At 71.6% G+C, this 18,085-nt stretch carries 19 protein-coding genes; 5 read left to right on the plus strand and 14 right to left on the minus strand.

Annotated features, from left to right (window positions below):
- From NUV38_RS01185 to NUV38_RS01215, 7 genes are all read right to left on the minus strand, one after another.
- Positions 1 to 951 carry a class II glutamine amidotransferase gene (locus NUV38_RS01185; RefSeq protein WP_257727378.1) on the minus strand — a complete coding sequence of 317 codons (951 nt, stop codon included), beginning with the start codon at positions 949 to 951 and terminating at the stop codon, positions 1 to 3.
- A 172-nt stretch (positions 952 to 1,123) separates the two neighbouring features.
- Positions 1,124 to 1,771 (minus strand): hypothetical protein, encoded by a 648-nt coding sequence (locus NUV38_RS01190; protein WP_257727379.1) that lies wholly within the window; start codon positions 1,769 to 1,771, stop codon positions 1,124 to 1,126.
- Positions 1,772 to 1,773: 2 nt separating this feature from the next.
- The gene (locus tag NUV38_RS01195) at positions 1,774 to 2,319 is read right to left on the minus strand and encodes a hypothetical protein (RefSeq protein WP_257727380.1); all 546 of its coding nucleotides are present in this window, start codon (positions 2,317 to 2,319) and stop codon (positions 1,774 to 1,776) included.
- A 101-nt stretch (positions 2,320 to 2,420) separates the two neighbouring features.
- The gene (locus tag NUV38_RS01200) at positions 2,421 to 3,497 is read right to left on the minus strand and encodes an SDR family oxidoreductase (RefSeq protein WP_257727381.1); all 1,077 of its coding nucleotides are present in this window, start codon (positions 3,495 to 3,497) and stop codon (positions 2,421 to 2,423) included.
- Positions 3,498 to 3,671: 174 nt separating this feature from the next.
- Positions 3,672 to 5,705: a glycoside hydrolase family 16 protein gene (locus NUV38_RS01205; RefSeq protein ID WP_257727382.1), complete on the minus strand. Its 2,034-nt coding sequence runs from the start codon at positions 5,703 to 5,705 to the stop codon at positions 3,672 to 3,674.
- A 175-nt stretch (positions 5,706 to 5,880) separates the two neighbouring features.
- On the minus strand, positions 5,881 to 7,344 hold the full coding sequence (locus NUV38_RS01210) for a VWA domain-containing protein (protein WP_257727383.1): 1,464 nt from the start codon (positions 7,342 to 7,344) through the stop codon (positions 5,881 to 5,883).
- A 17-nt stretch (positions 7,345 to 7,361) separates the two neighbouring features.
- On the minus strand, positions 7,362 to 8,237 hold the full coding sequence (locus tag NUV38_RS01215) for a MoxR family ATPase (protein ID WP_056554602.1): 876 nt from the start codon (positions 8,235 to 8,237) through the stop codon (positions 7,362 to 7,364).
- Between the two features lie 36 nt (positions 8,238 to 8,273).
- Between NUV38_RS01215 and NUV38_RS01220 the strand changes: the two genes are divergently transcribed.
- Both NUV38_RS01220 and NUV38_RS01225 read left to right on the plus strand, forming a co-directional pair.
- Entirely contained in the window at positions 8,274 to 8,672 is a 399-nt protein-coding gene (locus tag NUV38_RS01220; protein WP_257727384.1) for an SRPBCC family protein, read from the plus strand.
- 9 nt (positions 8,673 to 8,681) lie between these two features.
- The gene (locus NUV38_RS01225) at positions 8,682 to 9,992 is read left to right on the plus strand and encodes a M20/M25/M40 family metallo-hydrolase (RefSeq protein WP_257727385.1); all 1,311 of its coding nucleotides are present in this window, start codon (positions 8,682 to 8,684) and stop codon (positions 9,990 to 9,992) included.
- Positions 9,993 to 10,050: 58 nt separating this feature from the next.
- On the opposite strand, the gene NUV38_RS01230 is transcribed toward NUV38_RS01225, so the two are convergent.
- The gene (locus tag NUV38_RS01230) at positions 10,051 to 10,254 is read right to left on the minus strand and encodes a DUF5703 family protein (protein ID WP_374625666.1); all 204 of its coding nucleotides are present in this window, start codon (positions 10,252 to 10,254) and stop codon (positions 10,051 to 10,053) included.
- Between the two features lies 1 nt (position 10,255).
- On the minus strand, positions 10,256 to 11,215 hold the full coding sequence (locus NUV38_RS01235; RefSeq protein ID WP_257727386.1) for an aldo/keto reductase: 960 nt from the start codon (positions 11,213 to 11,215) through the stop codon (positions 10,256 to 10,258).
- A gap of 48 nt (positions 11,216 to 11,263) precedes the next feature.
- Here NUV38_RS01235 and NUV38_RS01240 point away from each other — a divergent pair, with 48 nt between their 5' ends.
- Both NUV38_RS01240 and NUV38_RS01245 read left to right on the plus strand, forming a co-directional pair.
- Positions 11,264 to 12,103 carry an undecaprenyl-diphosphate phosphatase gene (locus tag NUV38_RS01240; protein WP_055968181.1) on the plus strand — a complete coding sequence of 280 codons (840 nt, stop codon included), beginning with the start codon at positions 11,264 to 11,266 and terminating at the stop codon, positions 12,101 to 12,103.
- A gap of 10 nt (positions 12,104 to 12,113) precedes the next feature.
- Entirely contained in the window at positions 12,114 to 12,806 is a 693-nt protein-coding gene (locus NUV38_RS01245; RefSeq protein ID WP_257727387.1) for an SDR family oxidoreductase, read from the plus strand.
- A 3-nt stretch (positions 12,807 to 12,809) separates the two neighbouring features.
- Here the strand turns inward: NUV38_RS01245 and corA are convergent, their stop codons facing one another.
- From corA to NUV38_RS01260, 3 genes are all read right to left on the minus strand, one after another.
- On the minus strand, positions 12,810 to 13,769 hold the full coding sequence (corA, locus tag NUV38_RS01250) for a magnesium/cobalt transporter CorA (RefSeq protein WP_257727388.1): 960 nt from the start codon (positions 13,767 to 13,769) through the stop codon (positions 12,810 to 12,812).
- A gap of 78 nt (positions 13,770 to 13,847) precedes the next feature.
- Positions 13,848 to 14,681 (minus strand): FHA domain-containing protein, encoded by an 834-nt coding sequence (locus NUV38_RS01255; RefSeq protein WP_257727389.1) that lies wholly within the window; start codon positions 14,679 to 14,681, stop codon positions 13,848 to 13,850.
- A gap of 1 nt (position 14,682) precedes the next feature.
- Complete coding sequence (locus NUV38_RS01260) at positions 14,683 to 14,952, minus strand: hypothetical protein (protein WP_055968192.1); 270 nt, start codon at positions 14,950 to 14,952, stop codon at positions 14,683 to 14,685.
- Between the two features lie 127 nt (positions 14,953 to 15,079).
- Between NUV38_RS01260 and mshC the strand changes: the two genes are divergently transcribed.
- The gene (gene mshC, locus NUV38_RS01265; RefSeq protein ID WP_257727390.1) at positions 15,080 to 16,297 is read left to right on the plus strand and encodes a cysteine--1-D-myo-inosityl 2-amino-2-deoxy-alpha-D-glucopyranoside ligase; all 1,218 of its coding nucleotides are present in this window, start codon (positions 15,080 to 15,082) and stop codon (positions 16,295 to 16,297) included.
- 9 nt (positions 16,298 to 16,306) lie between these two features.
- Here mshC and NUV38_RS01270 read toward each other — a convergent pair whose 3' ends face one another.
- Entirely contained in the window at positions 16,307 to 17,014 is a 708-nt protein-coding gene (locus NUV38_RS01270; RefSeq protein WP_257727391.1) for a DUF2786 domain-containing protein, read from the minus strand.
- A gap of 76 nt (positions 17,015 to 17,090) precedes the next feature.
- On the minus strand, positions 17,091 to 17,936 hold the full coding sequence (locus NUV38_RS01275) for a PAC2 family protein (protein WP_257727392.1): 846 nt from the start codon (positions 17,934 to 17,936) through the stop codon (positions 17,091 to 17,093).
- Between the last annotated feature and the right edge of the window lie 149 nt (positions 17,937 to 18,085).

Raw genomic sequence — 18,085 nt, forward strand, 5'->3', positions numbered from 1 at the left:
CTACACCGACAGCGCGCGGACGTCCTGGTCGATCCCCTCGTCGGTCGTGCGCAGGAACACGACGTGGCCGAACTCGAGGTGGGACCAGTCGTCCTCCTCGTCGGTCAAGGGCTCGGAGGCGAAGATGGCCGACGTCGCCTCCTCGGGCGAGTACTGCCCGAACCCGTAGGTCCCGGCATCGTGCTCGAAGTCGCGTCCCGTCGACAGGTACATCGGCTCCAGCAGCATCGACAGGGCGAAGTCGTCGGTACCCGGTCCGGCCTTGCGCAGCTCGCGCCAGTCGCCCTCGGGCGCGGTCTCGCCCTGGTGTCCGAGCCCGGCGTTGACGCCGATGATGCGTCCGGGTGCGACGAGCGCCATCTTCAGCTTCGTCAGAGCCGGGAGGTCGAGGGTCTCCATCGCCTTGGCGACGAGTCGCAGCAGCTCCTCCACCGCGAGCTGCACGCCGTCGTCGCTGTCGTCACCGAGCAGGGACAGCAGGAGCACGTACAGGAACTCCGTGTCGGTGGTTCCGCGCATCTGGCTGAGGAACTCGTCCTTGCAGTGCTGCAGCAGCTCACGCTGAAGGAGCTGCCAGCCTGGCAGGTCGCCGTTCTGGGCGATGATCCACGGGGCGCCGTCGAACGAGAAGGGATGGCAGTTCTCGTCGGCCAGCACGCAGCTCGCGTCGTAGTCGGCGGCCCGCACGTGGGCCAGCAGCGTGCTGGCCTGCAGGCTGGGGACGATGCCGGGCGCGTTGTCGTCGTAGAACGCCGCCATCGGCCGGTGGTAGAGCAGGGGCTCGTCGGGCTTCAGCAGGTGCTCGCTCCAGATGCCGAACCCCCACCCGGCCAGCTGGAGCTGCGGGTGACGCTCCGGGTCGAGCGACTGGTTGACCAGACTGTTCTCCGGCGTGAGCAGCAGGCTCTCGACGGGGACCTCCGGCCCGATGTAGGCGAGAACTCGGCACATGGGCGTCCCTCACTGGTGGTCGGCTCCGGCGAGAGGTCGCCGCGGATGCGGCGCGTCCGATCGGGCGCGAGGCTCCGAGCCTACGGCTCGGAGCAGATCCTGCACGTCGCTGCGCGCCGCACGCACGAGCGCCCCTGGCGACCGTGGTCGTCAGGGGCGCCCGCGCTCGCGCTCAGTCCTGCGTGCGCTCGTCCTTCTTGGCCTCGACGAGGTCGTCCAGCACCTCGGCGTCGGCGTGCGCCTCGGTCGCGGCGTCCTTCGCCTTCTTCGCCTCGCCCAGGCCGGCCTTGGCCTTCGTCCGGGCAGCCTTCTTCTTGGCCTCCGCCGCGGTGGCGACGCGCTTCTTGCGCTGCTCGACCGTCTCGGTGCGGCGCGCGGCGACCTCGTCGGCGGCGACCTTCTTCTCCGACGCCTTGGCCTGGGCCTTTCGTGCGGCCTGCTCCTTGCCCTGCTCCTCCGCCTTGGTCGCCTCGGTGGCGCCGGAGGCGACGCGCTCGGCAGCCGCCTGACGCTTCCGCTCGGCCTCGCGGCGACCGTCGGCGGCGACGCGCTCGGCCGCCGCGCGACGCTCGTCGGCCTGCTTCTGGAGGCGGGCGGCCTCGACGAGGGCGTCGACCCGCTCGATGCGGGCGGTCCCGCGCGCGGCGAGGGCGTCGTGGTGCAGGAGCGTCCCGGCCGCGCGGTCAGCGGTGCCGATCGTGCGGTCCACCGTCAGGCGAACGGCCGACGACTCCGGCAGGCGCGACGTCAGTCCCCGGTCGATCACGGTGAGGGGCAGCCGTGCTGCTGCGTAGGGCAGGGCGATGAGGGTGCTGATCATGGTCATCCTTGGCTCGGGTCCTGGTCGCGCAGCTGCGCGGCCTGTCGTGCGGCGGCATCGGCCTCGCGCTCGAGACGCGCTCGGTCCTCGGCGGCCTGGCGCTCGGTGGTGGCGGCGTCGGCGGCCAGTGCCTCGGCGTCGCCCACGGCCGTCTCGGCCACGTCCTCGGCGCGCTGCTCGGCGGCCTGACGCCCGACCGCCTCCTGCTGCGCCGCCTCGCGCTCGGCGGCGACGTGCTGCTCCTGGCGCTCACGGTCGACGGCACGCTGGGCGGCGTCGGCCTGGTCGTTCGCGGCCTCCTGGTGCGCCGCGGCCTCCTGGTTGGACTCCCGCAGCTCCTGGGCCGCGCCGTCGCGCTTGGCGTCGGCGACGGCCTTCTCGGCCACGGCGTCCTTGCGGTGGGCGGCCTCGGCCTGCTGGAGCTGGCCCTCCTCGGCGAGGTCGTCGCGGCCCGTCACCGCACCGACGACCTCCTTGGCCTTGCCGGCGATGTTGTCCAGCAGGCCCTCGCGAGCCTCGGCTGCTGTGTCGTCCTTGTCGTGGGTCATGGGGACGACGTGCCCACCTCGCCCCGGTCCATGCAGTCCCTCGCGTGTGACCTCGCACTCAGGGTCGGCGGACCGCCGACGGACGAGCCGCCGGGACCGACTCAGGGAATGATCCGGGCCTCGCGGTAGCGCTCGAGGTGGTGGAAGAAGCTCTCACGGGTGTCGCGGAATCCGAGGAAGCCGGCCGCGCGGCTCTTGTTCATGTCGGTCACGCACTCGATCGTGCGTCCCAGGTCGCCGTCGGTGTGCCACCAGGAGGCCACACGGCCAAGGTCGGGCTCCGCCAGGCCGTGCTTCTCCGCGAGGTCGCGCCATGCGTCCTCCATGCCGGCCATGGCCACCTCCAACGGGCGTGGCTCGGCCTCGAAGCCCTCCCACGGGACGCCGAAGTGATCCGCGATGCGCGGCCACAGGGTCCGCCACCGGAAGACGTCGCCGTTGGCGATGTTGAACGCCTGGTCCCGACCCGCGTCGTGGGTCGCCGCCCAGACGATCTGCTCCGCGAGCAGGTCCGCGTCGGTCACGTCGGTGAGGCCGTCCCACTGCTGCTGCGACCCGGGGAAGACGAAGGTCAGGCCCAGCTCGCGGCACAAGGCGGCGTAGGCCGCGACCGTGAGCGTGAGGTTCATGGCGTTGCCGGTGGCGAAGCCGAGGACGGTGTGCGAGCGGTGGACGCTCCACGTGAAGCCATCGCGCTCGGCCGCCGCGAAGAGCTCGTCCTCCTGGGCGTAGTAGAAGTTGGGGTGGTCCAGGCGCGGCTCCTCCTCGCGGAAGGGGGTGTCCGGGACCTCGCCCGTCCCGTAGGCCTCGAACGGGCCGAGGTAGTGCTTGAGCCCCGTCATGAGGGCCACGTGCTGCACGGAGCCGGACGGCGCGAGGGCAGCCAGCAGGTGTCGCACGGCACCCGCGTTTACCCGGATGTTCTCCTCCTCGGTGTCCTGTCGCGTCCACGCCGTGATGGCGACGAGCTGCGGGTCGACGCCCTCCAGCGCTCGCACCAGGCCGTCGGGGTCGCCGAGGTCGGCAGCCACCGGCGTGACGCCGTCGGGCGCACGGCCACTGCGCGAGAGGCCGAAGGTCTGCCAGCCATCGGCCGCCAGCGTCGCGGCGAGGGTCTGGCCGACGATGCCGGAGGCACCGACGACGAGGGCCCGGCGGGCGGGAGCGTCAGTGGTCACGGAGATCCTTCGGTGGGGGAGGACCCGACGCGGAGGCGGACGGGCCCATCGCCATCGTGCGTGGTCGCTCCACACGGCGCGCGTCGTCCGCTCCGGACGCGGCGCGTCGACCCTCCCGGACCGAGAGGGTCGACGCACGCCGCCGGGCGGCGGGACCTGGGCTGCCGAGGCCGCTCAGGGGTTCATGCGGTACACCTTCACGCTGTCGACCACGTAGTCGAAGGCGTCCTTGGTGTACTGCTGGTCCGGCATGCCCCAGTAGGACGAGCCGACCTGCATGTTCAGACGGATGTTGAACGGGCTGTCGAACGCGCTCTCGGCCCAGGGCACGTCCTCGACCGGGATGGTCGACAGCACCTGGCCGTCGTAGGTGAACTGCATGCAGTCGGGCGTCCAGTTGAAGCCGTACGTGTGGAAGTCCGAGTACACGCCGGGCGACTTGGTCGCCCAGTTCGTGTGGGCCCAGGAGTACCACTCGCCCCGCTGCTTGCCGAGGTTGGTGTCCTCCCACAGGGTCGTCGTGTACGAACCCGCTGGGTTCCAGCGCTGGATGGACTCGCCTCCGTACGCCTCCATGATGTCGATCTCGCCGTTGGTCCTGTCACCGCGCAGCCAGAAGGCCGGCCAGACACCGCGCGTCATCGTGTGGGCGGTCGGCAGCTTGGCGCGCATCTCCCAGCGGCCGTACTTCTGCGAGAACTTGCCGATCGTGTCGATGTAGCCGGTGTCGTACCAGCGTTCTCTGATGCCGGTGCTCACCGTCGCGGCGCTGCTGCGACGTCGGCCCTCGATCGTCATCGTGCCGTCCGATACGTCGATCGCGTCCTTCGTCAGGTACGCGGCGTCGAAGGACAGGTGGGTCTTGTCCCGCACCCGCCACTTGCCGGGATCGAGACTCGTGCCGGTGAACTCGTCGGAGAAGGCCAACGTCCGCTTGGACGGCGAGTTGAGGTCGTTGCAGGTCTGGGTCGAGCTGCTCGGCGGCGGGGTCGTGGGTGCTGGGGTCGTGGGTGCTGGGGTCGTGGGTGCTGGGGTCGTGGGCGCCGGCGTGGGTGTCGGCGTGGGTGTCGGCGTGGGTGTGGGTGTCGGTGTGGGTGTGGGTGTCGGCGTGGGTGCCGGCGTGGGCGTGGGTGTCGGCGTCGGCAGCGGGCCCGGCGGTGTGACGGTGACCGTGGCGGCGCGGAAGCGCAGCGCCTGCCCGGCTGCGAGCGCACCACCGTAGACGAGTCGGATGCGGCTCTGTGCGCGCCGCGTCGTCAGCTGAGCACCGAACCAGGACCATTCCCCGGCGGAGTCGCGGTTGCCGGTGGCCGACTGCACGACCGAGCCGTCGTGATCCACCTCCTGCAGGGTCATCCGGACCGGTCCGTCGGACCCGCTCGCGACAGCCTGGCTCGCCACGTGCACCACCGATCCCGCTGCCTCGACCCGCGCCGATGACGTCCGGGAGGTCGCCGAGGCGTCGCCCGAGGTGCGCGCCTGGATCTCGCAGGCCGGCTCCGCGTCCTTGATCGCGTCGACCCTGGCGTTGGTCGACGGGGTCCAGCCCTCGGGGCCCAGGGAGCAACCGGGGTTCACGACCCATTCCTCGACAGGAGCAGGTGGCTCGACGACCGAGACCTGCAGGGACCGCACGAAGAGTCGCTGCTTCCCCTTCGCCTTGAGGTTGAGGGCCCGGACCGAGACCCGGCTGCCGTCCCTGCCGATCGTCAACGTGGTGGTGACGGTGCGGTAGGACAGCGAGCTGCGGTACAGGGGAGTCGTGCGCCAACGCGGCGCCGCAGTCGTGGGCGCGTGCTCCTGGACCCGCAACGCCAGCTGTCCTGCCTTGATGCTCGTCCTCAGCTGGGCCGTGACCTTCACACGCGTGCCTGCGGCGAAGGTGACCGGGCTGGAGGCGCTGCGGGCGATCATCGAGCGCGTGCGCCGGGAGGTGTTCGAGAGCACGAGGGCCTTGACGCTGCCCGACGGGCGGACCGCCAGGCTGGCACCCGGACTCGGGTACCAGCTCGCCCGACCGTCCCGGAAGTCGTGGTTGCGGACGACGTCGGACGTCGACGGTGTCGCGAGCGACACCGCTGTCACGCCGCTGTCCAGCTGACCGCCCACCGCGGGGGTGCCGAGCACCCCCGCGGTGACGATCCCCGAGATCAGCACGGCGCATCCCCGTCGTGCTGCGGACATCCCGGTGACGGTGCGTTCTCCCATGGCATGCCACCTCGTGTGTGTTGTTGTTGTCTCCCAGACGCGGTGCTGCGGTCTCCCATCCGCCCACCACGCTGCGCTGACTCAATCACACTTCGGGACTTTAGTCCCGACAAATATCAGAACCCATCGGAAAAGGACCCGGATAAACCCGGGCGAGTTTCTCGAGGTGAAGAACTCAGGCCGGAAGAAGTCGGCCGATGAAGGACTCGAGCTGCTCGATCGTGCTGCAGGCGTGCATCGACACGACCTCGGCGTACTCGGGGGCCACCGAGTCGCCGAGACCCCAGCGGGACGGGTGCTCGGGGTTGAGCCAGAACGTGCGTCGCGCGCGGTCGACCACGGCGGACAGGGCCGGAAGTCCCAAGGGCTGGTTGTTGTTGCGGGCGTCCCCCAGGATGAGCACGCTCGTCCGTGGCCCGACGGCCTCCAGGTGGGTCGTGGCGAAGTCGGCGAACGCCTCGCCGTAGTCGCTCGAGGTGTGCCACGAGGTCACGCGTGCCTCCTGCGTGATGCGATCGGCAAGGTCTCCGCCGTCCTTGACGATGTCGGTGACCTCCGCCGTGGCGTTCACGAAGGCGAACACCTTGACCTTGCTGAACTGGTCGCTCAGCGCGCGGACCAGCAGCATCGTGAAGGCGGAGAAGCCGGCCACCGACCCGGAGACGTCGCACAGCAGCACCAGCTCCGGGCGCCCCGGGTGAGGCCGCGCGTGCACGGGGACGATCGGCACGCCACCGGTGCCCATGGCGCGCCTCATGGTGCGCCGGACGTCGATCCGTCCTCGCCGCGCGGCGCGGCGGCGAGCGGACAGCCGGGTGGCGAGCCGCCGGGCCAGGGGACCGACGGCCGAGCGCAGTTCCTCCAGCTGCTGGCGGTTGGCGCTCAGGAAGTCGATGTGGTCGCTCGTGGCGCGCACCGCGTGCCGGGTCACGACGTCACGCCCCCGCGACTCGGCCGTGCGTCGCCGCGCCTCCGCGGCCACCATCTGGCGGAACGCCTCGACCAGTCGGCGCACCTCGTCGCGCTCGAGCCGGTCGGTGAACGGCGCCTCGGCCGGCGCCTGGGGCTGCGCCGCCGAGCCCTGACCGGTCCCGGACCCACTCGCTGACCCGCCCCCCGGCCCCCCGGACCCGCGGAGCCCGAGCGCCGCGGCGATCGCCGTCTGCGGCGCCAACCGGTCGAGGGTCTGGAACGCCGACCATCCCTCGGTCCGCGTGCCGGCGCTGCCCACGACGCCGAGCGCGTCCACGGCCAGCTCGGCCACCTGCTCCAGCGTTCGCAGGTCGCCGTCGGCCAGGGCCATGGCCAGCAGGTCGCGCAGGTCCTGGGCGTCCACGGGACCCGCGTGCTCCTCGACGGCGGCCGAGACACCCACTCCGGCGGGGAAGTACAGGTCGAAGGTCATGTCGAACACCTCGCGCTGGCCGCTGCGCCGCATCAGGGCCGCTGCGAGCCCTTCCCGGAGGAGCGCACGGTCCTGCAGACCCAGCACGGTGGCCACCTGGCCGGCGTCGACCACCTCGCTGGTGCCGATGCGCAGCCCCTTCGACCGCAGGGCACCGGCGAAGGCCACCAGGCGGGCGGCCAGGTCCTCACCGTCGGCCGGACCGGGGTTCGCTCCCGACTCGTCGTTCGACACGGCTGTCCCGGGACCGCTCAGGCCTCGAGGACGGCACGGACGTCGAGCGCGTCGCGCGCCTTGTCGATGTCCTCGCGATGCTTGAGCACCACGCCGAGGGTCTGGTCGACCGCCTCGTCGTCGAGCCGGCCACCGAGGGCCAGCAGCGTCTGCGCCCAGTCGATCGTCTCCGAGACCGACGGCGCCTTGCGCAGCGGCAGCGCGCGCAGGGCGTTGACGACCCGCACGAGGGACTCCGACACGGCGTCGTCGAGGCCGGGTGCCTTGAGCGCGACGATGCGACGCTCGAGCGCGGCGTCGGGGAAGTCCACGTGCAGGAACAGGCAGCGTCGGCGCAGCGCCTCGGACAGCTCCCGGGTCGCGTTGGACGTGAGCACCACGAACGGCCGTCGCGTGGCACGGATCGTCCCGAGCTCCGGCACCGTGACCTGGAAGTCACCCAGGACCTCGAGGAGCAGGCCCTCGATCTCGACGTCGGCCTTGTCGGTCTCGTCCACGAGCAGGACCGTGGGCTCCGTCCGCCGGATCGCCGTCAGCAGCGGCCGGGGGAGGAGGAACTCCTCGCTGAAGACGTCCGTGCGCGCCTCGTCCCAGGACTCGTCGCGCCCGGCCGTGATGCGCAACAGCTGCTTGGCGTGGTTCCACTCGTAGAGGGCACGGGCTTCGTCGACGCCCTCGTAGCACTGCAGGCGCACCAGCTCCGCGCCCTGCGACTCGGCCACGGCACGCGCCAGATCGGTCTTCCCGACGCCCGCAGGACCCTCGACGAGCAGCGGCTTGCCGAGCACCGACGCGAGGTAGACGGTCGTGGACACCGCGTCCGAGGCGAGGTAGCCGACCTCGGCCAGACGTTCGGTGACGTCCTGGACCGAGCTGAAGTTCGTGGTGGCCATCGTGCCCCTTCCGGCATTGGTGCCTACCATCGTGCCGTGGGAGCTTTCGAGGTCGTCCGCGAGGTACCGATGGCACCGCCCGACGTGTTCGCGCGGCTCACCGACTGGGAACGTCACGGCGAAGTCGTCCCGCTCACGCGGATCCGGCCGAGCGACACCGGGTTCGTGGCACGCACGGGCGTGGGACCGGTCGGTTTCGACGACGTCATGGACATCGTGGCGTGGGAACCGCCGACCTTCTGCCGCATCGAGAAGCGTGGCCGCGTGGTCAAGGGCTGGGCCGAGCTCTCGGTCGAGCCGACGGCGTCGGGATCGCGTGTCCGGTGGCGCGAGGAGGCCCACTGGCTCGGCGTCCCGCGGTTCGCCGCCGGTGTCGAGGAGGCCGCCGGCCGTGCGCTCTTCGGCCGCGTGGTCGACCATCTGCTGCGCACCTAGGATCGACGCATGGGGACTCCTGAAGCGCCGTACGCCGTCGACACCGAGGTGCTCGACATCTGCCGCGACCTGATCCGGCTCGACACGTCGAACTACGGCGACGGGAAGGGCCCCGGCGAGCGCAAGGCAGCCGAGCACGTCGCCACGCTGCTCGCCGAGGTGGGCATCGAGTCCGAGATCATCGAGGCCGCGCCCGGTCGCGCCAGCGTCGTCGCCCGATGGGGCGACCAGACGTCGAGCCGCGACGGACTCCTCGTGCACGGGCACCTCGACGTCGTGCCGGCGCAGGCCGACGACTGGTCGGTCGACCCCTTCGCCGGAGAGGTCAAGGACGGGTACCTGTGGGGACGCGGCGCCGTCGACATGAAGGACTTCGACGCCATGCTGCTGTCGGTGGTGCGAGCACGTCAGCGTGCGGGCGCCGTCCCGGACCGTCCCATCACGCTCGTGTTCACCTCCGACGAGGAGGCCGGCGGACGGGAAGGGGCCCACTGGCTCGTGGAGCACCGCCCCGATCTGTTCGAGGGCTGCACCGAGGCCATCGGCGAGGTCGGCGGCTTCTCGATCGAGGTCGGCGGCCAGCGCCTCTACCTGATCGAGTCCGGCGAGAAGGGCATCAGCTGGATGCGGCTCACGGCCAGGGGCACCGCCGGGCACGGGTCCATGCGCCAGCCCGACAACGCGATCACCCACCTCGCCCACGCGCTCGTGGCCATCGGGGAGCACGCGTGGCCGGCCACTCCCGGACCGTCCATGGAGCTGCTCCTGGCCAAGATCGCCGAGCTCACCGGAGACGACGCGAACGACCCCGACGCGCTCCTGGCGCACGTCGGTCCGGCGATCCGCATGCTGGGCGCCGGGCTGCGCAACTCCACCAACGCCTCGATGCTGCAGGCCGGCTACAAGCACAACGTGGTGCCGGGGGAGGCGGTCGCCTACGTGGACGGCCGGTACCTGCCCGGCCACGCGGAGTCCTTCATGCCCGCCGTGCAAGAGATCGTCGGCGACCGGGTCAGCGTGGAGCCCTACATCCTCGACCGCGCCCTGGAGTACCCGTTCCGCGGCGACCTGGTCGACGCCATGACGGTCGCGCTGCACGCCGAGGACCCCGACGCACACATCGCGCCCTACCTGATGTCGGGTGGCACCGACGCGAAGGCGTGGGACAAGCTCGGCATGACGTCCTACGGCTTCACGCCGCTTCGCCTCCCGGGCGACCTGGACTTCACGGCCCTGTTCCACGGCGTCGATGAAAGAGTTCCGGTCGACGCCCTCGAATTCGGCTCCCGGGTCTTCGACCGCTTTCTCGACCTGGTCTGACCACGCTCGCGAGGCGTGAAAAGAATGTGCTGATCTTGGAATACCAGCAATAAATCAATTAGATGGTGGCGCGCACCCGCATGATCTTGCGCCGAAGCCTGATGGTGCGCCGCCCCGAGGGATCCTTGCGCAGTCGGTCCAGCTCCCAGCCCTGGAACTCGGCCGCGTCGGTGAGCAGCCGACAGACCGCCGATCGCGACTGCGTCCGTGGCAGCGCGAAGTCCCAGAACTCGTACTCCACCGTCGCGTTGCGCAGGGCCACGTCAGTCCTCCCAGGCATGGGGCGCGGAGACGTCGTCGAGGGCCGAGACGATCTCGGCGGGCAGGTCGAGGGCCTCGGACGCGAGCAGCGTCCGTAGCTGTGCCGTCGTCCGGGCGCCGAGCAGCGTGGTGGCCACCGTCGGCCGTTCCCGCACCCAGGCCAGGGCCACGTGGGCGGGGGAGACGTCGAGTCCCTCGGCCGCCCTGACGACGGACTCGACGACGGGCGCGCTCTCCGGCGACAGGTACGGCGCCATGAAGTGCTCCCACTGCGGGACAGCGGCGCGGGAGTCCGAGGGGACGCCGGAGCGGTACTTGCCGGTCAGCACCCCGCGCGCCAACGGGGACCAGGCGATCGTGCCGAGCCCGAGGTGCTGTGCGGCGGGGACGACCTCGTCCTCGATCATGCGGTTGAGCAGCGAGTACTCGACCTGGTGGGAGACGAGCAGCGGACCCAGCGCCCGCGTGGCCGAGGTCCGGGCCACGCCGACCTGCCACCCGGAGAAGTTCGACACGCCGACGTACCGCACGCGACCGCTCGAGACGGCGTGCTCCAGTGCCGCGAGGGTCTCCTCCCACGGCGTGAGCGGATCCCAGGCGTGCAGCTGCCACAGGTCGAGGTGGTCGGTCCGCAGCGCACGCAGGGAGGCGTCGAGCTGGGCGAGCACGTGGCCGTGGGAGGCGTCCGAGACGACCTGGCCGCGGCGCAGGCCCACGACGGCCTTGCTGGCGAGCACCACCTCGTCGCGCACACCCCGCTTGGCGAGCAGGTCGCCCACGAGCGCCTCGGCCCGGCCCTCGCCGTAGACCGGAGCGGTGTCGACGAAGGTCCCGCCGGCCTCGAAGAACGCAGTGAGCTGGTCCTCGGCCTCGAGCTCGTCGACCTGGGACCCGAAGGTCATGGTGCCCAGGCCCAGTCGCGAGACCTGCAGACCGGAGTGACCGACGTGACGCTCCTGCATGGCAGCACCCTAGTCGGGCCCCTGGCGCCCGGCGTCTAGGCTCGCAGGGTGGATGTCCTGCGATCTGTCGTGCTCGGTCTCGTCCAGGGGCTGACGGAGTTCCTGCCCATCTCGAGCAGTGCCCACCTGGCGATCATTCCGCGATTCCTCGGGTGGGAGGATCCCGGCGCCGCCTACACCGCGGTCGTGCAGATCGGCACCGAGCTGGCGGTGGTCCTCTACTTCTGGCGCGACATCTGGACGATCGGCACGGGCTGGCTCAAGGGTCTCGTCTCGGCCGACGCGCGGGCCCTGCCGGAGTGGCGCATGGGCTGGTTCGTCATCATCGGGTCCCTGCCGATCGTGCTCGTCGGTCTCGCCCTCGAGGACCTCATCGACCGCGACTTCCGGAACCTCTGGGTCATCGCCACCATGCTCGTGGCCCTCGGCATCGTGCTCGGCATCGCCGAACGGGTCGGACGACGCACCCGGCCCATCGAGTCCCTGACCCTGACGCACGCCATCGCCCTCGGCCTGGCGCAGGCCGCTGCGGTCGTCCCAGGGGTCTCCCGCTCCGGCGCGACCATCAGCATGGGCCTGGTCCTCGGCTACGAGCGGGCCGCGGCCACGCGGTACGCCTTCCTCCTGGCCATCCCGGCCGTCGTGGGCGCCGGCCTCTACAAGCTCAAGGACGTGCCCGGCGGCGAGAACGCCTACGGGTGGGGCCCGACCCTCGTGGGCACCGTCGTCTCGTTCGTGGTGGGGCTGGCCGTCATCCACTGGCTGCTGCAGTACGTGAGCAAGCACTCCTACGCCCCGTTCGTGGTCTACCGGATCGCGCTCGGCACCCTCGTGCTCGCCCTGCTGGCCTTCGGCGTCATCGGTGCCGGCGTCTCGACCTCGGCCTGAGGTGGACCACGTGAGCCGCCCCACCGCCCTCGTCACCGGAGCCTCCCGCGGCATCGGTCTCGCCGTCGCGGAGGACCTCGCCCGCACGCACGACGTCGTGCTGGTCGGCCGCAGCGGCGAGAGCCTGCAGCGGGTCGCCGACGACCTTCCGGGTGCGTCCGTGCTCGTCCTCGACGTCGCGGAGGAGCACGCGGTGGACTCCGCCGTCCTGCCGGACCACCTGGACGTCGTCGTGCACGCGGCCGGCATCTCGGAGCACGGCACGGTCGAGGAGGTCTCGCGCGGCGACTGGCGCCAGGTGTTCGAGACCAACGTCTTCGGCGTGGCGCACCTGACGGCTCGCGCCCTCCCAGCCCTCCGTGCGGCGAGCGGCACGGTCGTGCTGGTCAACTCCGGTGCCGGCCTGTTCTCCACCCCCGGAAACAGCGTGTACTCGGCGTCGAAGTTCGCGCTGCGCACGTTCGGCGACTGTCTGCGCGAGGAGGAGCGCGAGAACGGCGTGCGGGTGGTGTCGATCCATCCCGGCATCGTCGACACCGACATGGGCCGCGCTGTCCTCGAACGTCGTGAGGGCGGCCGCCCCGAGCGGATGATCGCTCCCGAGACGATCGCCGCCGCGGTCCGCACCGCCGTCGACGCACCGCCCGAGGCCCAGTTCGAGACCGTCTCGATCCGCCCCACGCTCGACCCGAAGGGTCCCTGAGCGCTACAGCCAGCCCGACTTCTTGAACCGGCGGTAGATGTAGAGGCAGAGGCCGCCGATGAGGGCGAGGCAGAGCGGGTAGCCGTAGGTCCACGTGAGCTCGGGCATGTGCTCGAAGTTCATGCCGTAGATCCCGGCGATCGCGGTGGGGACGGCGAAGATCGTGGCGCCCGCAGTGAGCTTGCGCATGTCCTCGTTCTGCTGGACCGAGAGCTGCGCCAAGTGGGCGTTGAGCGCGTTGTCGAGCAGGTGGTCGATCGCGTCGATCGCCTCGGCCGCCCTCGCGAGGTGGTCGGCGATGTCGCGGAAGTAGGGGCGAGCGTCCTCCGGGACCGCCACGCTCGCGAACCGCTGCACCGGTTCGCGCAGCGGCAGCACCGCGCGACGGAACTCGAGCGTCTCGCGCTTGAGCCGGTAGATGCGCGTCGAGTCGCTCGTCCGCTCGGTGGAGAAGACCGAGCTCTCGACCTCCTCCACGTCCTGCTCGAGCTCGCGGGCGACGTCCTCGTAGTGGTCGACGATGGTGTCGATGACGGCGTGGAAGGCTGCGGTCGGCCCGTGGGACATCGCGTCGCTGACGGCCTCGGCACGCTTGCGCGCCTCGCGCAGCGACTCGCCACCGTGGCGGACGGTCAGCAGGAAGTGCCCGCCGAGGAACAGGTTCACCTCGTGCGTACGGATGTCGTCGTCGCTGTAGGTGACGCTGCGCAGCGACGCGAACAGGTGGTCGGAGTACCGCTCGACCTTCGGGCGCTGGTGCGCCTCGAGGGCATCCTCCACGGCGAGCGGGTGCAGGTCGAGGGCGCTGGCGACCCGGCTCAGCTCGTCGGCACGGGGATTGGCCATGCCGATCCAGATGAACTCGCCCTCACCGAGTGTCGCGAGGGTCTCGCGCAGGGCGTCCGCGTCGTGGGAGGTGTCCTGACGGGCACCGTCGCGGTAGGTGGCGCAGTCGACGATCACGTGCTCATTCTGGCCCCACGAGGCCGATCCGCTCCGCGACGTGCCGCACGGCCCGCCGCGGATCACCCCGGGGAGGGTTCAGCGCTGGTAGCGGGGCGGGTCCTGCGGACGCTGGTGACCGAGCTCCCCGCCGATGCGTCCGCCGAAGGGGCGACCGTGGTCGGCGAACTCGTCGCGCACGTAGGTCAGGCGCCACGGGCCCATCTCGATGCGAGACCCGGTCCGCAACGTCTGCACGGGGAGCTCGCGACCGTTGACGAAGGTCGGCGTCTGCCGTCCGCGGGCACCGATCACGTACTCGTCGGTGTCGGTGCGCGTGATGACGGCCTGCAGGTCGCTGACACCATCGAGGCACAGGTCGGCGTCCGCGGTCGATCCGACCGTCGTCTCGCCCAGAGCCAGGTGGTGGACCCTCACCTCGCGGCCCGTGGCCGGGACGCGGGTGTCGGACAGGTAGAGGCGAGGGTGTCCGCCGCCGTACGGGTCGTGGGTGGTCGTGACGCGTCGCCGCGCCCACGGCGCCGTCGGCAGGTCGGGCCAGGCGATGGGGGGCGGGAGCGCGAGAGCGTCACCGGCGCCGGTGACCGCGCGTGCCTTGAGCCGCGCGGCGGCACGCCAGCGCACGATCTGCACGTGGGATGTGCCGGTGGCCAGCCTGTGCCAGAAGCGCTCGCGGACGGCGCCCAGGCGCAGGAGGGGGCCGACCTCGTCGGCGATCTCCAGGACGACGTCGGACTCGGCCAGACGACGTGCGACCGTCCGGAAGTCACCGCCGGTCCGTCCGGCGGCGAAGACACCCAGGTCGGCGCTGCGGAACGAGACGCGCCGGCCCACGGCCGTGACCTGGGCCGTCACCGGTCTGCCCCCGGGCGTGGCGACCTCGACGTCGACCCGAGCGCGCAGGCCGCTCACGTCAGCCCCGCGCCGGGTCCGCGCCGGGCATCTCGTCGTCGCTCGTGGTCACCCTGACGGTGCCGTTGAACTTCCAGAGGGCACGCGGGGCGTCCGGGCCGGTGTCGCGCGGCACCTCGACCTCGAGGTCCTTGAGCTCGTAGCTCACGGCGGCACCGCGCCCGGTCAGGTACTCCCACATCTCGCGCCCGAGGTCGGTCCAGTCGGTGACGGGCTGCGGACCGGACGTCTGGCCACTGAGGTCGCGGGGTGAGGACGGTGTGCTGGTCATCGGGGGCTCCTTCGAAGCGGGTCCCTCCAGAGTGACGAGGCTCACACCCGACGGCAACTCGAAATGGCGACGTCCCGCACGAGGACGCGAACGTCGAGCCTCGTGCCCCGACGGATACGCTCGACCCATGCGTGCCTGGACCGGTCCCGAGATCCCCACGATCGATCCAGCGGCCCGGGACGAGATGCCCACCCTGCGTCTGCACGACACCCGGACGGGCTCGCTCGTGGACTCCGCTCCCGAGGGCACGGCCCGGCTGTACGTCTGTGGCATCACGCCCTACGACGCCACCCACCTCGGGCACGCCGCCACCTATCTGACGTTCGACCTGCTGCAGCGCCAGTGGCTGGCCCGCGGGCTCGACGTCGTCTACACCCAGAACGTCACGGACGTCGACGACCCGCTGCTCGAGCGGGCCGAGGCCACCGGGGAGGACTGGCAGGCGCTGGCCGAGCGGGAGACCGAGCTGTTCCGCACCGACATGACCGCCCTGCGCATGCGGGCCCCGCAGCATTACGTGGGAGCGGTGGAGTCCATCGACCTCGTCACCGACCTGGTCGCCCGCCTCGGCGAGTCCGTCTACCGGGTCGACGACGACCTCTACTTCGACGTGCACGCCGACGCCGCCTTCGGCTCGATCTCGAACCTCGACGAGGCGAGCATGCGGGCCGTCTTCGGCGAGCGCGGGGGAGACCCCGACCGCGCTGGCAAGCGCGACCCCCTCGACTGTCTCGTGTGGCAGGCCCCCCGCCCGGGGGAGCCGTCGTGGGAGTCCCCGCTCGGGCCGGGACGCCCGGGCTGGCACATCGAGTGCGCCGCGATCGCCCTCCAGCACCTCGGGACGGACTTCGACGTGCAGGGCGGGGGGTCCGACCTCGCCTTCCCGCACCACGAGATGTCGGCGTCGGAGGCTCGCGTGGCCACGGGCGAGGAGTTCGCCCGCGCCTTCGTGCACGCCGGCATGGTCGGCCTCGACGGCGAGAAGATGTCCAAGAGCAAGGGCAACCTGGTGCTCGTCTCGGCTCTGCGCGAAGCCGGCACCGACCCCATGGCCGTCCGGCTCGCCCTGCTGGCCCACCACTACCGCAGCGACTGGGAGTGGTTCGACGCCGACCTCACGCAGGCCGAGGAGAGGCTGCGCCGCTGGCGCACGGCCGTCGAGCGTCCGACCGGGGCTCCGGCCGGCGCGCTCGTCGCCGACCTGGCAGCAGCGCTGTCGGACGACCTCGACGCGCCCCGTGCGCTCGGTGCCGTCGACGCATGGGCCGCGCTCGACGGCACCGACGCCGGTGCCTCGCAGGAGGTCCGGGCCGCGGTCGACGCGCTGCTCGGCGTGGCGCTCTGAGTCCTGCGGTCAGTCGCGGGTCGTGAGCGACGTGCCGCGGCCCAGGTCGGCCCGCTCGCCGCTCGCGTAGCCGTGGTCGATGCCGGTGCCGCTCAGGCGACGCCGGGGTGCCCGGCGCAACGATCCGTAGCGGTCGTGCATGACCTGCTCGACCTCGTGGCTACGGTCGGCGAGCACCATCTCGACCGAGGGCTCGCCGTCTGCGCGCTCGGCCTGCGCCTGCGCTCGTGCGGCGTCCTCGACGGTCCGCAGCCGCACGTAGACCGCCTGGGAGAACCCCTGCCACCAGGACCGCTTGAACGCGGCGACGTGCTCGCCGCGCGGGATCTCGACCCGTGCGAGCTCGTGGGCGGCCTGGAGCAGCAGGCTGGTGACCAGGATCTCGGTGCACCGGACGTCGGCCTCGAGCCCGAACACGTGCACCGAGATGCAGGGCTCGGCACCCACCAGCACCGACTGGCAGCGCATCGCGTGGGCCACGTGCACGGCGAGGGTGGCCTTGTCGCGCACGTACGGCGCGTCGAGACGGACGAAGGCGTCGACGATCCCGACGGCTCGGTGCCCGTCCTTGGCCAGCAGCGCGGCGTCGATGCCGTACTGCGCCATGAGCCGCTCGGCCTTGTCGCGGCACGCCTGCGCCTCGGCCGGCGTCGCCCCGGGGTCCTCGGCCAGCACCAGCAGCTGACGGATCTTGCGGAGCTTGGCGTCCTCGCTCACGCCGACCCTCCCCTGGAAAGAGCACGATAGGGGAGCACCGGCGTGAGGTGCTCATGCTTCGTTCGCTGGCGCTCGCTCACGGCCCGCCGTCGACGTTGCGCCGACGCAGGTACCGCTCGAACTCGCGCGCGATCGCGTCGCCGCTGGCCTCGGGCAGCTCGTCGGTGGTGTGCTCGCTCTCCAGCTCCGCGACGTACTCGGCGATCTCGGGGTCCTGGCCCATGAGGTCGTCAGCGCCGTGCTGCCACGCCTGCGCCATCTCCTCCAGCGACCCCTGGGGGAGCGCGACACCCACCGCGTCCTCCAAGGCGCCGAGCAGCGCGAGGGTGGCCTTGGGGCAGGGCGGGTCGGCCACGTAGTGCGGCACGGCCGCCCACAACGAGATGGCGGGGAGGCCCTCGGACGAGGCCACGTCGCCCAGGACCGCGTTGATGCCGACGGGTCCGACGTAGCTGGACGGGCGGAGCGAGAGACGCTCGGCGAGGACCGCGTCGGTGGTGGAGCCGCTCACCGGCACCGGCCGCGTGTGCGGCGTGTCGGCCAGCAGGGCACCGAGGGTGACCACCTCGGTGACGCCGGCCAGCCTCGCCAGGCCGAGCACGGTCGAGCAGAAGCCCTTCCAGCGGAAGTTCGGCTCGGGCGCCTTGAAGAGCAGGACGTCGCGGTCCGACGACCGGGGGCGGGCGTGGAACAGCGTCGGCGTGGGCCAGTGCAGCACCCGCGCGCCGTCCTCGTCGGGGTGGACGATCGGGCGCGAGACCTGGAAGTCGTAGTAGTCCTCCGGGTCGAGCTCGGCCAGGACCTGCGCGTCCCACTCGTCGACGAGGTGGTCGACGACGGACGACGCGGCGTCACCGGCGTCGTTCCAACCCTCGAACGCCGCCACCATCCAGGGATCGTTCAGAGGGGGGATCGACTGCACGTCACCACCCTACGGGCCCGGCGGGGGTGCCGGGCCGTGGGCGGCATACAGCCCGGCGGGGGTGCCCTTCGTCAGGCTCAGGGACCACCCTTCGACAGGCTCAGGGACCACCCTTAGAGAGGCTCAGGGACCACCGGGCCGTGGGCGGC

Origin of the sequence: Aeromicrobium sp. 50.2.37 (assembly GCF_024655735.1) — a bacterium.
Classification (GTDB): Bacteria; Actinomycetota; Actinomycetes; order Propionibacteriales; family Nocardioidaceae; genus Aeromicrobium.